The sequence below is a fragment of the Candidatus Skiveiella danica genome (assembly GCF_022705245.1).
Classification (GTDB): Bacteria; Pseudomonadota; Gammaproteobacteria; order Burkholderiales; family Burkholderiaceae_C; genus Skiveiella; species Skiveiella danica.
Genome location: NZ_JAKJEW010000019.1, coordinates 61,954 through 75,969 on the forward strand (window position 1 = coordinate 61,954; position 14,016 = coordinate 75,969).

11 protein-coding genes are annotated in these 14,016 nt (G+C 67.3%); 2 read left to right on the forward strand and 9 right to left on the reverse strand.

Annotation, left to right across the window (positions count from 1 at the left end):
- Positions 1-18 precede the first annotated feature (18 nt).
- The 4 genes from ACMUOY_RS12150 to ACMUOY_RS12165 all read right to left on the reverse strand — a co-directional run bounded on the left by ACMUOY_RS12150 (position 19) and on the right by ACMUOY_RS12165 (position 5,049).
- Positions 19-2,253 (reverse strand): NADP-dependent isocitrate dehydrogenase, encoded by a 2,235-nt coding sequence (locus ACMUOY_RS12150; protein WP_413892988.1) that lies wholly within the window; start codon positions 2,251-2,253, stop codon positions 19-21.
- A gap of 186 nt (positions 2,254-2,439) precedes the next feature.
- Positions 2,440-3,810 (reverse strand): sensor histidine kinase, encoded by a 1,371-nt coding sequence (locus ACMUOY_RS12155; RefSeq protein WP_413892989.1) that lies wholly within the window; start codon positions 3,808-3,810, stop codon positions 2,440-2,442.
- Between the two features lies 1 nt (position 3,811).
- On the reverse strand, positions 3,812-4,489 hold the full coding sequence (locus ACMUOY_RS12160) for a response regulator transcription factor (protein ID WP_413892990.1): 678 nt from the start codon (positions 4,487-4,489) through the stop codon (positions 3,812-3,814).
- Between the two features lie 251 nt (positions 4,490-4,740).
- Complete coding sequence (locus tag ACMUOY_RS12165) at positions 4,741-5,049, reverse strand: DUF2834 domain-containing protein (RefSeq protein ID WP_413892991.1); 309 nt, start codon at positions 5,047-5,049, stop codon at positions 4,741-4,743.
- Positions 5,050-5,144: 95 nt separating this feature from the next.
- Between ACMUOY_RS12165 and ACMUOY_RS12170 the strand changes: the two genes are divergently transcribed.
- Positions 5,145-5,951, forward strand: a complete 807-nt coding sequence (locus ACMUOY_RS12170) for a helix-turn-helix domain-containing protein (RefSeq protein WP_413892992.1) — start codon at positions 5,145-5,147, stop codon at positions 5,949-5,951.
- A 28-nt stretch (positions 5,952-5,979) separates the two neighbouring features.
- On the forward strand, positions 5,980-6,633 hold the full coding sequence (locus ACMUOY_RS12175) for an NUDIX hydrolase (RefSeq protein WP_413892993.1): 654 nt from the start codon (positions 5,980-5,982) through the stop codon (positions 6,631-6,633).
- Positions 6,634-6,650: 17 nt separating this feature from the next.
- On the opposite strand, the gene ACMUOY_RS12180 is transcribed toward ACMUOY_RS12175, so the two are convergent.
- The 5 genes from ACMUOY_RS12180 to ACMUOY_RS12200 all read right to left on the reverse strand — a co-directional run bounded on the left by ACMUOY_RS12180 (position 6,651) and on the right by ACMUOY_RS12200 (position 13,980).
- Positions 6,651-7,055, reverse strand: a complete 405-nt coding sequence (locus ACMUOY_RS12180) for a hypothetical protein (protein ID WP_413892994.1) — start codon at positions 7,053-7,055, stop codon at positions 6,651-6,653.
- A 109-nt stretch (positions 7,056-7,164) separates the two neighbouring features.
- Positions 7,165-7,659 carry a GNAT family N-acetyltransferase gene (locus ACMUOY_RS12185; protein WP_413892995.1) on the reverse strand — a complete coding sequence of 165 codons (495 nt, stop codon included), beginning with the start codon at positions 7,657-7,659 and terminating at the stop codon, positions 7,165-7,167.
- A gap of 210 nt (positions 7,660-7,869) precedes the next feature.
- The gene (locus tag ACMUOY_RS12190; RefSeq protein ID WP_413892996.1) at positions 7,870-9,093 is read right to left on the reverse strand and encodes a serine hydrolase domain-containing protein; all 1,224 of its coding nucleotides are present in this window, start codon (positions 9,091-9,093) and stop codon (positions 7,870-7,872) included.
- 157 nt (positions 9,094-9,250) lie between these two features.
- Complete coding sequence (fdhF, locus tag ACMUOY_RS12195) at positions 9,251-12,106, reverse strand: formate dehydrogenase subunit alpha (RefSeq protein ID WP_413892997.1); 2,856 nt, start codon at positions 12,104-12,106, stop codon at positions 9,251-9,253.
- Positions 12,103-13,980: an NADH-ubiquinone oxidoreductase-F iron-sulfur binding region domain-containing protein gene (locus ACMUOY_RS12200; RefSeq protein ID WP_413892998.1), complete on the reverse strand. Its 1,878-nt coding sequence runs from the start codon at positions 13,978-13,980 to the stop codon at positions 12,103-12,105. Before ACMUOY_RS12200 ends, fdhF begins: the two co-directional genes overlap by 4 nt.
- Positions 13,981-14,016 lie beyond the last annotated feature (36 nt).

The following is a 14,016-nucleotide window of genomic DNA, read 5'->3' on the forward strand; positions in this document are numbered from 1 at the left end:
GGGCCCCGAACCGGGCGTTCAGGCCGCTGCCGCCAGCACCTTGTTCAGCGTGGCGCTGGGTCGCATCACCTGGTCCAGCTTGGCGAAATCGGGCAGGTAGTAGCCGCCGATATCGACCGGCTTGCCCTGCACGGCGGCCAGCTCGTCCACGATGGCTTTTTCGTTCTCGGCCAGCTGCTTGGCCAGTGGGGCGAACCGGGCGGCCAGGGCCGCGTCGTCGGTCTGCTCGGCCAGCGCCTGCGCCCAGTACATCGCCAGATAGAACTGGCTGCCGCGGTTGTCGAGCTGGCCGGTCCTGGGGCTTGGGCCCTTGTTGTTGTCCAGCAGCTTGCCGGTGGCCGCGTCCAGTGTCTGCGCCAGCACCTTGGCCTTGGCGTTGCCGGTCTTGATGCCGAGGTCTTCCAGCGAGACCGCCAGCGCCAGGAATTCACCCAGCGAATCCCAGCGCAGGTGGTTCTCCTCCACCAGCTGCTGCACATGCTTGGGCGCCGAGCCGCCGGCGCCCGTCTCGTACATGCCGCCACCGGCCATCAAAGGCACGATGGACAGCATCTTGGCGCTGGTGCCCAGCTCCATGATCGGGAACAGGTCGGTCAGGTAGTCGCGCAGGATATTGCCGGTGGCGCTGATGGTGTCCAGACCGCGCACCACGCGCTCCAGCGTGTAGCGCATGGCGCGCACCTGGCTCATGATCTGGATGTCCAGGCCGGCCGTGTTGTGCTCGTGCAGGTACATCTTGACCTTGGTGATGAGCTGCGCCTCGTGGGGGCGGTACTGGTCGAGCCAGAACACCACGGGCATGCCGGAGTTGCGGGCGCGGTTGACGGCCAGCTTGACCCAGTCGCGGATGGCGGCGTCCTTGACCTGGCACATGCGCCAGATGTCGCCCTCGCCCACGTCCTGGCTCAGCAGCACCTCCCCGGTGGCGATGTCGACGATGTTGGCCACGCCGTCCTCGGCGATCTCGAAGGTCTTGTCATGCGAGCCGTACTCCTCGGCCTGCTGGGCCATCAGGCCGACGTTGGGCACGGTGCCCATGGTCTTCGGGTCGAAGGCGCCGTGCCATTTGCAGAAGTTGATCATCTCCTGGTAGATGCGGGCGAAGGTGGACTCCGGCATCACCGCCTTGACCTCCTTGAGCCGGCCGTTGGCGTCCCACATCTTGCCGCCGTTGCGGATCATGGCGGGCATGGAGGCGTCCACGATGATGTCATTGGGTGAGTGGAAGTTGGTGATGCCCTTGGCCGAGTCCACCATGGCGAGCTCAGGCCGGTGTTCGTGGCAGGCATGCAGGTCGCGCTTGATCTCGTCCTGCGTGCTTTGCGGCAGCGTGGCGATCTTGTTGTAGAGGTCCACCATGCCGTTGTTGACATTGATGCCCAGTTCTTCGAACAGCTTGGCGTGTTTCTCGAAAGCGTCCTTGTAGAAGATCTTCACGCAGTGGCCGAACACGATGGGGTGCGACACCTTCATCATGGTGGCCTTGACGTGAAGCGAGAACATCACGCCGGTCTTGCGGGCGTCTTCGATCTCCTGTTCGTAGAACTCCAGCAGGGCCTTCTTGCTCATGAACATGCTGTCGATGACTTCGCGGTCGAGCAGCTTGGTCAGGGGTTTGAGCACGATGGTCTTGCCGCTCTTGGTGACCAGTTCCATGCGCACGTCGCGGGCGCGGTCGAGCGTCATGGACTTTTCACCGTGGTAGAAGTCGCCATGGTGCATGTGCGATACGTGCGTGCGCGAGGCCTGGCTCCACTCGGCCATGCTGTGCGGGTTCTTGCGCGCGTATTCCTTGACCGCGCGGGGGGCGCGGCGGTCGGAGTTGCCTTCGCGCAGCACCGGATTCACCGCGCTGCCGATGCACTTGCCGTAGCGCGTCCGCAGGGCCTTGTCTTCTTCGGTCTTGACCTCTTCCGGATAGTCCGGGATGGCGTAGCCCTTGCCCTGGAGTTCCTTGATGCAGGCCTTGAGCTGGGCCACCGACGCGCTGATGTTGGGCAGCTTGATGATGTTGGCCTCGGGCTTCAGGGTCAGCTTGCCCAGTTCGGCCAGGGTGTCAGGCACGCGCTGCGCCTCGGTCAGACATTCCGGGAAGGTGGCCAGCACGCGCGCGGCCACCGAGATGTCGCCGGTGTCCACGTTGATGCCGGCCGGTGCGGTGAAGGTACGGATGATGGGCAGGAAGGCGCTCGTTGCCAGCAGCGGTGCTTCGTCGGTCAGGGTGTAGATGATGGTGGGTTGCTGCTCGCTCATGGTTTATCTCCTGGGATTGATTGTTTATGGGAACACCGCCGGCTGCGCCAGGGGGCGGTCGGTCGTGCGGCATGTTGGCCGATTTTTCTTTCTGCGTTCTGACCTGCATCAGATTTTCCGCAATGCGCTTCCGCATGATGAAAAACAAGCGCAAAAAAGGTGGCCAACTCCACCCCGCGCCGTCGGTCAGCCGGGCGCGTGCCGGGAGGCGTCACCTGGAAACGGCAGATCGACCCGAACTTCCAGCCCCCCCAGCTCCTGGGACCGTCCGAACGCCAAGGTGCCGCCGAGCAGTTCCGCGATGTCGCGCACGATGGTCAGTCCCAGGCCATGACCGCTGCGGCTTTCGTCCAGCCGCACGCCGCGCGCCGGCAGCTTGGCCAGCGCGTCGTCGGAACACCCCGGACCATCGTCGCTGACGCGGATTGCGAGCACCGGCCTTTCGCCGCGCACCGGGCGTTCCGACAGTTCGATCCGCACCCGCTGGTGCGCCCATTTGCAGGCGTTGTCGGCGAGATTGCCCAGCAGTTCGAGCATGTCCTCGCGGTCGAACGGCAGGCGCCGGTCTGGCGCCTGCACCTCGATGCCGAGTGCCTTCTCGTGATGCACGCTCTTGAGCATGCGCACCAGCGCCGGCAACTCGGCTCCCGGGTTGAAGTGCGCGCCGGCGCCATGGCCGCCGGGGCCCGCCAGGCGCGCCCGGCGCAGTTCGCGATCGATCCGCTCATGGATGGCGCCGGCCTGTGCGCGCACCGCCTCGCGCAGGGTCTCGGGCACGCCGGGCGCCTCGCCGGCCTGCAACAGCACCGCCAGCGGCGTCTTCAGCGCATGGGCCAGGTTGCCGACCGCGGTGCGCGACTGGCGCACCCGCTGCTCCAGCAGCACCAGCAGGCGATTGACCTCGTCCACCAGCGGCCGGACCTCGCGCGGGACCGGCCCCTGGATGCGGGCCAGGTGCCCCGCGCCGACCTCCGCCAGCTCATCGCGCACGCGGCGCAGCGGTGCCAGTGCGCGCGAAACCGCCAGGCCCTGCAGCAGCAGCGCCAGCGCCAGCAAGGGCGCGAAAACCGCGAGCGAGAGCAAGCCCGTCTCCCAGATCTCCTGGCGCGCGAGGCTCATGTCCTCAGCCACGAGCAAGGTCACCGGGCGGCCCTGCACCACGCTGCTGCGGGCCAGCACCTTCAACGGGTGGCCATCGGGGCCCCGGGCCTCATAGTCCAGCGACTGACCGGGCCCGGGCACGCGGGCTTCCAGCCCATGGGTGCCCAGCGAGCCCGAAGCCAAGCGGCCACCGCCCTGGATCAGCACCAGGAAATACTGGCCCGAGCCCGGATGCCGGTAGACCGACTCCACCCGCTGCTCGTCCAGCGTCAGCTGGCCCTTCCCGTCCACGTCGATCGCGGACAGCACGCTTTCACTGTCGTGGGACAGGTGCAGGAGGGTCTGCGAATTGGCGAGGTGCACGAGTGCGCCATACAGCACGAAGCCCTGTGTGATGAACACCGCCAGCAGCGTCAGGGTGAGCGTGCGCAGCAACTGCCGGCGTAACGAGCGCATGTCAGCCCCCAGACCCGGCGCCGGTCACCAGCACATAGCCCTGGCCGCGCCGCGTGGCGATCAGTTCGCGCCCCAGCTTGCTGCGCAAGCGGTTGACGAAGACCTCGATGACGTTGCTGTCGGCATCGTGCGTCCCTTCGTAAACATGCCCGATCAGGACGGCCTTGGACAGTACCTGCCCGGGGCGCAGCAGGAAGCAGCGCAACATGCGGAACTCGATGGCCGTCAGCGTCACCTCACGTCCGTCCTGGTGGCAGGCCACCTGACGCGCTTCGTCCAGATGCCAGCCTTCGGCCGAAAGCGGCGCCGGCGCGTGGCCCCGGCTGCGCTTGGCCAGCGCGGCCAGCCGGGCCAGGAGTTCCTCGAAATGAAAGGGCTTGCCCAGATAGTCGTCGGCCCCGGCCTGAAAGCCGTCAACCCGCTCGTACCAGGCATCCCGGGCCGTGAGCACCAGCACAGGCACCGTGATGCCCTTGGCGCGCCAGTCACGCAACACATCCAGGCCCGAGCGATGCGGCAGGCCGAGGTCGAGCACGACCATTTCGTAAGGCTCGACCTCACCGAGATGCGCCGCCTCGACACCATCGGCGCAGGCGTCCACCGCATAGCCCGCCGCCCGCAGATCACGGCGCAGCGACTCCCTCAACAAATCGTCATCCTCAACCAGCAACAGGCGCATGTTTGACGGACATTACCACTTCCGCAGGCTGGACGGTGCCTGCTCGACGGCGCGCCCACCGGTTTCTGCCTCATTCCAGCTTGATCCCAGCATGAGACGGTCATACTTTGCTATCGCCAAGAGAGCAATAGGCCTCTGGCAGAGGCCCGTGGGTCACGAGCCGGTACGAGAGGTCGAACGGGGCGGGGCCAAGCGGGAAGGGGGCGCAAGAAGCGCCGAAATCGCCGCCTCAATGATCGATCCGTTCGCGCTCAGGTGGCGTTTCCCGGCGTCTTGCGGGTCAGCAGATACAGCAAAGGTCCGAACGAGCCGGCCACCAATGTGATCAGCACATACGGCCACACGCTGCGTTTCAAGACCTGGGCGTCCCGCCACATCCAGACCAGCACGAGCACCAGCGCAATCACCAGGTCCACCAGCACCTGGACGCCCGCCCAGCTCTGGAACATCGTCTCAAAAATCCCCCGGTAGCCGTGATGCCACACCGCCACCGAAGTGAGTGCGCCAAACAGAACCAGGGTGACCACCAACAGGATGCGCGCCATGAACAATCCTTTCATTTTGAATGCATGGCGGCAGTATCCGGACCGCAGGTTATCGAGGCAACTACCTTGGAGGTAATCAAGTTCAGACAGGCCTGTGATTCAATCGCGCCATGGACGGGACCTCTCACAACTTGCCGGAAACCTTGCAGCGCACGCGGCAGGCGCGCCGCGTAAGCCAGCTGGAGTTGTCGCTGCGGCTCGGCGTGTCCCAGCGGCATGTGAGCTTTGTAGAAAACGGCCGCGCCCGGCCCAGCCGCGACCTGCTCACCCGCTGGCTGGGTGAACTGGATGCGCCACTGGCGCTGCGAAACGCCGCGCTGTTGCAGGCCGGCTTTGCGCCAGCCTTCCGCGCCAGCACACTTGAAGACCCTGATCTGGCCCAGGCGCGGGCGGCGCTCCGACAACTGTTGAACGCGCACGACCCGATGCCGGCGCTGGTGCTCGACGCGCAATGGAACCTGCTGCAACTCAACCGCGGGGGCGAATGGCTGGCGGCCACCCTGATGGCACCGGAGGCTCTGGCGGGAAGCGGCGGGCCGCCCAACCTGCTGGACATGCTGGTGCACCCGATGGGTCTGACCCGCAAGCTGATCAACCTGCGCGAGGCAGGCCCGGCGTTTCTGGCACAGATGCGTGCAGAGGCCGTGCAGCAGCCCGCCCTGGCCCCCAAGGTCTCGGCATTCGACGCCTTGCTGCGCCAACGGCTGACAGGGCACCTGCCAGCAACGGCCCATCCCGCTCCGGAGGCCCCCGTGTTGACGTTGCGGTTTGCAACCGAACATGGTGAGCTGGCGTTCTTCAGGATGTTCACCACCTTCGGCACGCCCCAGGACATCACCCTGGCCTCTCTGAAGGTGGAGCACATGTTTGCCGCGGACGCCGCGACGGCAGCAGTGGTGCGGGCGCAGGTGCGGTAGGCAGCCCCCCACGAACCCCCGAGCCGCCATGCCCGAACCGACCACCCGTCCGCCGGCCAGGCCGGTTGATCCCAGTACCGGTCCGTCCGGGCTCGATTCCCTCGCCGCCCGCTTGCAGTCCCACCGCGCCCGACGGCTGCCCGGGCGGCACTGGATGGTGCGCTGCGGCGTCGTTCTGCTGATCGCCGAGCAAGGCCCCGGCGGTGCAGCCCCTGCCCTGCTGATGATGCGCCGCGCTGAGCGCGCGGGGGACCCCTGGTCGGGCCAGGTGTCGTTTCCGGGCGGGCGGGTGCAGGTGGAGGACGCGGACACCCGCGCTGCGGCGCTGCGGGAGCTGAGCGAAGAAACCGGGCTGCAGCCGGACGCATCGTTCGTGCCCATCGGCCGCCTGTCCGACCTGCTGACCCGCGAGCATGGCCGCCAGCGCCCAATGGTGGTGACGCCCTACGTGTACCAGGTGCCGCGCGCCCTCGCCGTCGCCCCCGGCGCGGAGGCCGCCCGCCTCTGGTGGGAGCCGCTGACCACCCTGGTCGACACCGATCGGCAACGCACCCAGATCTGGCGCGTGGCCGGCTTGCCCTTGCCTTTTCCTGCCATCGAGGTCAGCGGCGCGCGGCTGTGGGGCCTGTCACTGATGATGGTGAAGGAACTGGTCCGGGCCACCGGCCTGAAGCCCCGCTGACCGCCGCTCGCCAGCCGTCACCCGGGTGGCGCCGGCGGTGCCAACGCGCGCCAAGTCGGGATGCAGTGTCGCGCCAGCGCGGTGACCCAGTCCGGATCGGCCGGCACAAAGGCCAGGCCGAAGCGCGGGCTGACCACAAAACCGGCGCGCTCGAAAGCATCGGGGTCCTGCGCCGCGACAAACGCCGGCAGCGCGCGAAAGGGAATCGCCACCTCGCCCAGATGCATCACCGGCGCGCGCTGCGTCACCTCCTCCAACCGGCCCGACGCCTGAAAACGGAACACCACCCCGCCGTAATCGAACACCTCCAGCGCCACGTCATTGATGAAACGGCGCAAAGGTGGGCCCTTGCGCCGCAGCAACGCAGCGCGGGTGGTGCTGAACGGGAGGTCGTCCACCTGGACGAAGGGCGTGAGATGCATCGTGGGGCGAGCCTGTGGATTCGCGAATCGAAAAAGGTGGGAAGCGGCCCGCTGAAGCCCTTCGGCTCACGATGACCTGCGATCGCGACAGCAGACTGACTGCCGTCACTCACAGAACACATCGCATGAAGATCACGGACTGCTTCAATGCTTCGGGAAAGTCAGGCGGTGATTTCACGACCTTGAAGCCCGAATTCTTGTAAATGTCGTGCGCCGCTGTCATCGATTTGTGGCTATCCAGCACTGCATATTGGAAGCCCAAGGTTCTCGCCGTTTGCGTGAATGCATCGACCAATTGTTTACCGAGGTTGTGGCCGCGAAAAGTTGGCCGGACGTAAAGCCGTTTCAGTTCACAGCGGTTCTGATCCACAGGTTTCAGGGTCACGCAGCCGGCAGGCTGCCCGTCTACCGTTGCAAGCAAGTAACTCCCGCGTGGAGGGACGCAATCCCCGGGAATCGCCACCACTTCATCTTCCCACCCACGAAACGTCGGGTCTGCCTCACTGCCGGGAACCAGCGCAAAGAACCAGGAGAAATACTCGCGCACAAGCTCTTGCGCGCCAGCAATTTGAACGGGGTCGGCGACTTGAGTGATTGAGACCATGTTCTTGCGAGTTGATGGAGGAAGTCCGTGCAACTGTATGGCTGGTGACTCTGGCGAGCAAGCCAATGCTCTGACCGGTGGGTCTGCGTTGACGCTGTCGCCCAACGAAGGAGCCTGCGAACGGCCACAAACGCTGCAGAGCCAGCACTACGCCGAGCATCCTGATTCACGTTAACGGGCCGAAGCCCCCCCACCCTCGCGCCCGTCAGCCTATTTCCCCGCCCCGCCACCAGCGCCGGCCGCCCCTTCATCATCCACCGCCTTCTGCACCGCCAGGTAGAACGCCTCGCGCGCGGCGCTGGCGGACGGGTCGCGGGCACCGCCGCCCCAGTCGCCGTTGGAGGCAATCACCAGCTTGCGCTTGGGGTCGATGAAGATGCCCTGGCCGAAGATGCCGCGGGCGGTGAAGGCGCCGGTGTCGTAGGTCCACCATTGGTAGCCGTAGCCGCGCCCGCTCTGGCCGATGGGGGTGCGGCTGGTGGTGGCCTGCTCCAGCCAGCCTTCCGGCACGATGGGCTTGCCGCCCACCGTCGCGCCGTTCAGGATGAACTGGCCGAAGCGCGCAAAGTCGCGCGGCGCGGCCTGGATGCAGCAACCGCTGATCTCCTGCCCGGTCTTGCTCAGAATCCAGGTGGCCTTCTGTTCCATGCCGGCGGGCACCCAGATCTTTTCCGACAGATAGGTGGCCAACGGCTTCTTCGTGGCCCGATTGACCAGAATGCCCACCAGATTGGTCTCGCCGGTGCTGTAAAGCCAGCGCGTTCCGGCGGGCACCTCACGCGGGAGTTTGCGCATGTAGCTCACCAGCGCGTCCACCCCCTCCTCGGGTTTGTGGTTGTTGAACTGCGCCACGTCGGATTTCGGGTCGGCGTAATCCTCGTTCCACTTCACGCCCGAGGTCATGGTCAGCAACTGGCGGATGCTGACGTCGTCGTAGGCCGAGCCCTTCATCTCAGGGATGTAGTCGCTGACCTTGTCGTCCATGCTCCGGATGGAACCGTCGCGCAGTGCCGCACCCACCAGCGTCGATGTAATGGACTTGGCCACGGAGAAGCTGGTCCAGCGCCCTTTGCTGTCAAAGTCCAGCCCGTAGCGCTCCAGACGCAGCTTGCCATCGTGCAGCACGATCAGCGCGGCGCTGCGCTGGCCGGCCAGGTAAGCGTCCACGTCCAGCGGCAGCTTCAGCGGCGGCCCCGGCGGCAGGGCCGACGGCGCGTTGCCGGCCGGGATGTCGTGCCACTTGGCCAGCAGCGAGATGCGGTCCAGGGCGCGGAAGGCCGCGTCGCGCTGCGGCTGGCTCCAGAACAGCAGGTCTTTGTTGGTGGGGACCGTGGCAATCAGGCCCCGGGTTTCCTTGTCCAGGCTGTACCAGCCGGCCGTGCCGGCGATGGCCAACACGGCGAGCGTGCCAAGGGCGATTTTCTTGAGCTTCATTGGGATCTCCAGTGGGCTGTGGGCTGCGGATGCGCCACGAACGTGCCCGAACGCAGGAGATTCTGCGACATCCCGGCGCGTTTCTCCATCCGGGATAGCCCTTCGGCTGGGGCAAGGCGAGCCGCATAGGCCTGTTGCGCGGGCGGACGAGCACCAATCAGGCCTGCGCCACCCGCACCGCGCAGTACTTCAGCTCCGGAATCTTGCCGAACGGGTCCAGCGCGGCATTGGTCAGCAGGTTGGCGGCGGCTTCGACATAGGCGAAGGGGATGAATACCGTGCCCGGTGGCGTGCCGTCGTCCTGGCGCGCGGTCAGCACCACCTCGCCGCGTCGCGAGGCCACGCGCACCGCATCACCGGGCGCCAGACCCAGGCGGGCGAGGTCGTCGCCGTGCAGGCTGGCGGTGGCGGCAGGCTCCAGCGCATCGAGCACGCCGCTGCGCCGGGTCATGCTGCCGGTGTGCCAGTGCTCCAGCTGGCGGCCGGTGATGAGCACCATGGGGTACTCGGCGTCGGGCCGCTCGTTCGCGGGAATGATGTCGGCCGGCACCAGCTTCACGCGCCCGTCGGGCGTGGGGAAGTGGGCGTGAAAGACGATGGGCTGGCCGGGGTCTTCGGCGCTCAGGCAGGGGTAGGTGACGGCGCCTTCGCGCAGCAGGCGCGGCCAGGTGATGCCTTCGATGGCGGAGTGCATGGCCTGGCGCATTTCTTCAAATACAAGCTCCACGCCGTGATACCCAGCGCCGTCTGGTCTTGAATTGCTCTCGTCTTCATAGTTCCAATCGAGCCCGAAGCGCTGCGCCATCTGCTGGATGATCCACAGGTCGGCGCGCGCGTCGCCAGGCGGCGTCAAGGCCTGGTGCCCCAGCTGCACCGTGCGGTCGGTGTTGCTGACGGTGCCGGTCTTCTCGGGCCAGGCGCTGGCGGGCAGCACCACGTCGGCCAGCCACGCGGTCTCGGTCAGGAAGATGTCCTGCACGACGAGGTGCTCCAGGCTGGCCAGCGCATGGCGCGCGTGGTTCAGGTTGGGATCGCTCATGGCGGGGTTCTCGCCCATGATGTACATGCCGCGGATCTTGTGGGGATCGGCCTCGGGGGCGAGGATCTTGCCCATGATCTCGACCACGGTGTAGCCCGGCTGGTCGTCCAGCTTCTGGCCCCAGAAGGCTTCGAACCAGTCGTGGGCCTCGGTGTTGGTGACGCGCTGGTAGTTGGGGTACATCATGGGGATGAGCCCGGCGTCGCTGGCGCCCTGCACGTTGTTCTGGCCGCGCAGCGGGTGCAGGCCGGTGCCGGGGCGGCCGATCTGCCCGGTGATGCTTGAGAGCGCGATCAGGCAGCGCACGTTGTCGGTGCCGTGCACATGCTGGCTCACGCCCATGCCCCAGAGGATCATGGAGGCCTTGGCGGTGGCGTAGGCGCGTGCCACCTCGCGAATCGTCTCAGCCGCAATGCCGCAGATTGGCGCCATGGCCTCGGGGCTGTAGCCTTGCACGTTGGCCTTCAGCGCCTCGAACTCGTCCACGCGCTCACGGATGAAGGCCTCGTCGATCAGGCCCTCGGTGACGATGACGTGCAGCATCGCGTTGAGCAGGGCCACGTCGGTGTCTGCATGGAACTGCAGCACCCGCCAGGCGTGGCGGGCAATGTCGGTGCGCCGCGGGTCGGCCAGCACCAGCCGGGCACCCCGGCGCACAGCGTTCTTGATCCACGTGGCGCCCACCGGGTGGTTGGACGTGGGGTTGGAGCCGATGACGAGGATGAAATCGGCATGCTCCACGTCCCGCACCGGGTTGCTCACCGCGCCGGAGCCCACGCCTTCGAGCAGCGCGGCCACACTGGAGGCATGGCACAGGCGGGTGCAGTGGTCCACGTTGTTGCTGCCAAAGCCGGTGCGCACCAGCTTCTGGAACAGGTAGGCCTCTTCGTTGCTGCCCTTGGCGGAGCCGAAACCCGCCAGCGCCTTCTTGCCGTATGTGTCGCGCAAGGCGAAGAGCTTGCCCGCCGCGAAGTCCAATGCCTCGTCCCAGCTGGCCTCGCGGAAGACTTCGCTCCAGTGCAGGTCGCGGTGCAGGTGGTCGGGGTCCTTGGTCACGCCGGCCTTGCGGATCAGTGGCTTCGTCAGGCGCGCCGGGTGGTGCGCGTAATCGAAGCCGAAGCGGCCCTTGACGCAGAGGCGTCCGTCATTGGCCGGGCCGGGGCGGCCGTCCACCGCGACGATTTTTTCATCACGCACTTTGTAGGCGATCTGGCAGCCGATGCCGCAGAAGGGGCAAACCGAGTCCACCGAGCGGTCCACCTTTTGAGAGCCGCTCAGCGACTTGGGCATCAACGCACCGGTGGGGCAGGCCTGCACACACTCACCGCAAGCCACGCAGCTGCTGGCACCCATGGGGTCGGCCAGGTCGAACACCACCTGCGTGTGCGCGCCGCGAAACGCCAGGCCGATGACGTCGTTGCCCTGCGCTTCGCGGCAGGCGCGCTGACAGCGGTTGCACTGGATGCAGGCGTCGAGGTTGACCGCCATCGCGGGATGTGACAGGTCCGGCGCGGGCGACTCGCGTCGCAATGCGGTGAGCGCCGGGCGCACCCTGACGCCCAGTCGCGCAGCCCAGGCGCTGAGTTCGCCATGTTGGCCGGACTGCGGAGACGGCGCTGGCGCGCCGACGACCACCGGGCCGTCGTTCCATTTGTGGCCCCGCTCGGGCAGGTCGGCCAGCAGCAGCTCCAGCACCAGATCCTGGCTCTTGCGGGCGCGCGGGCTTTGCGCGCGGACCTTCTGACCCGGTGCCGGCGTGCGGCAGCAGCTGGGGGCCAGCGTGCGCTCGCCTTCGATCTCCACTACGCAGGCGCGGCAGTTGCCGTCGGGGCGCAGGCCGTCGCTGTGGCACAGGTGCGGAATCAGCACACCGTGCCGGCGCGCGGCGGACCAGATGGTTTCGCCGGGCTGGGCGGTGACGAGTTCGTCGTCCAGCTCGAAGGTGATGCCGGGGTCGTTGGCTGGGGCGCTCATGGGGCGCGCTCCGGTCGGGCGGTGGGCGCGGCCACCGGGGCGGCAGCGCCTTTGCCCTTGGGTTTGGGCAGGTCGCCGGGCCAGGGCGCTTCGCCCACCTCGTGGCGGAAGTATTTGTGGATGCAGCGGATCGGATTCGGCGCCGCCTGACCCAGCCCGCAGATGGAGGCCTCCCCCATCACGAGCGCCAGGTCGTCCAGCGTCTCGGAATCCCAGTGCTCGGCTTCCATGAGCCGCGCAGCCTTGGCCGTGCCCACGCGGCAGGGCGTGCACTGGCCACAGCTCTCGTCCGCCAGGAAACGCATCACGTTCAGTGCGGCGTCGCGCGCGCGGTCGTATTGGCTGAGGACGATGACGGCCGCCGAGCCGATGAAGCAGCCATAGGGCTGCAGGGTGTCGAAATCCAGCGGCACGTCGGCCAGGCTGGCGGGGAGAATGCCGCCGCTGGCGCCGCCGGGCAGGTAGGCATAGAGTTCGTGGCCCTCGGCCATGCCGCCGCAGTATTCGTCGATCAGTTCTCGCAGCGTGATGCCGGCGGGTGCGAGCTTCACACCGGGCTGCGCCACACGCCCGCTCACGCTGAACGAACGCAGGCCCTTGCGCCCGTGCCGGCCGTGATTGGCAAAGGAGTCGGGGCCCTTTTCCACGAGGTCGCGGACCCAGTACAGCGTCTCGAAGTTGTGCTCCAGCGTCGGCCGGCCGAACAGGCCCGTCTGCGCGATGTAGGGCGGGCGCATGCGCGGCTCGCCGCGCTTGCCCTCGATGCTTTCGATCATGGCCGACTCTTCGCCGCAGATGTAGGCCCCCGCGCCCCGGCGCAGCTCGATGTGAGGCAGCGGGCACGGCGGGTTGGCCTGCAGCGCGTCCAGCTCGCGCTGCAGCAGGCGGCGGCAGTCGTGGTATTCGTCGCGCAGGTAGAGGTAGACGGCCTCGGTGCCCACCACCTGCGCGGCGATCAGCACGCCTTCGAGAAAGCGGTGCGGGTCGCGCTCCAGGTAGAAACGGTCCTTGAAGGTGCCGGGCTCGCCTTCGTCGATGTTGACGGCCATCAGGCGCGGGGAGGGCTGCTCGCGCACGATGCGCCACTTGCGCCCTGCCGGGAAACCTGCGCCGCCCAAGCCGCGCAGGCCGGCGTGCTCCAACGCCTGGATCACCGATTCGGGGTCGTGCTCGCCGTTCACCACGGCCGCGGCCAGGCTGTAGCCGCCGGCGGCGCGGTAGGCGTCGTACGCTATCGTTTCAATAGCTGTCAATGACCATTCTGCGCTGGGATCATGGCTAATTTTTTCAATTTTCTCAGTGGAAAGCCCTTCGGAGGTGCCCGGCAGGACGTCCGGATCCCCCAGCGCCTTCACCGCGGCCACCACGGCCGCCGGCGTGGCGTGCGGCACGGCCTGCTGACCGGCCAGCACGGCGGGCGCCTGTTCGCAGCGGCCGATGCACGGCGCCTCGACCACCCGCACGTCGGCGCCCAGCAGCGCCGGCAGGCGCGCCAGCAGCTCGCGCGCGCCGGCCATCTCGCAGCTCAGGCCCACGCACACGCGCACGGTGAGTGCGGGGGCGGTGGCGCCATCCTTCAGGATCTGAAAGTGGTGGTAGAAGCTGGCCACCTCGAACACTTCCACCATGGGCAGGCGCATCTCGGCCGCCAGGGCCACGAGGTGGCGCTCGAACAGGCCGTGGAACCCGTCGTTGAGGCGGTGCAGGTGCTCGATCAGCAGGTCGCGCCGGTGGCCACCCTCGGGTGGCGCGCCAATGAGCACGCGCACCTCGCGCAAGGCCGCCTCGTCACTCTGGCGCCCCTTGAGTGTGGCGCGGGCACGCCCGAGCGGGCGCAGAGGCTGCTCGACGAGGGGGATGGTGGGTGCGGTCATGGCGACATGCCTCGCCGAGGGGCATGCACCGCCCGG

Bases quoted from the DNA above. Each gene is read 5' to 3' on its own strand.
- ACMUOY_RS12160 (WP_413892990.1), bottom strand. From the start codon at position 4,489: ATGCGCCTGTTGCTGGTTGAGGATGACGATTTGTTGAGGGAGTCGCTG.
- ACMUOY_RS12155 (WP_413892989.1), bottom strand. From the start codon at position 3,810: ATGCGCTCGTTACGCCGGCAGTTGCTGCGCACGCTCACCCTGACGCTG.
- ACMUOY_RS12200 (WP_413892998.1), bottom strand. From the start codon at position 13,980: ATGACCGCACCCACCATCCCCCTCGTCGAGCAGCCTCTGCGCCCGCTC.
- ACMUOY_RS12170 (WP_413892992.1), top strand. From the start codon at position 5,145: ATGGACGGGACCTCTCACAACTTGCCGGAAACCTTGCAGCGCACGCGG.
- ACMUOY_RS12190 (WP_413892996.1), bottom strand. From the start codon at position 9,093: ATGAAGCTCAAGAAAATCGCCCTTGGCACGCTCGCCGTGTTGGCCATC.
- ACMUOY_RS12180 (WP_413892994.1), bottom strand. From the start codon at position 7,055: ATGCATCTCACGCCCTTCGTCCAGGTGGACGACCTCCCGTTCAGCACC.
- fdhF (WP_413892997.1), bottom strand. From the start codon at position 12,106: ATGAGCGCCCCAGCCAACGACCCCGGCATCACCTTCGAGCTGGACGAC.
- ACMUOY_RS12165 (WP_413892991.1), bottom strand. From the start codon at position 5,049: ATGAAAGGATTGTTCATGGCGCGCATCCTGTTGGTGGTCACCCTGGTT.
- ACMUOY_RS12185 (WP_413892995.1), bottom strand. From the start codon at position 7,659: ATGGTCTCAATCACTCAAGTCGCCGACCCCGTTCAAATTGCTGGCGCG.
- ACMUOY_RS12175 (WP_413892993.1), top strand. From the start codon at position 5,980: ATGCCCGAACCGACCACCCGTCCGCCGGCCAGGCCGGTTGATCCCAGT.
- ACMUOY_RS12150 (WP_413892988.1), bottom strand. From the start codon at position 2,253: ATGAGCGAGCAGCAACCCACCATCATCTACACCCTGACCGACGAAGCA.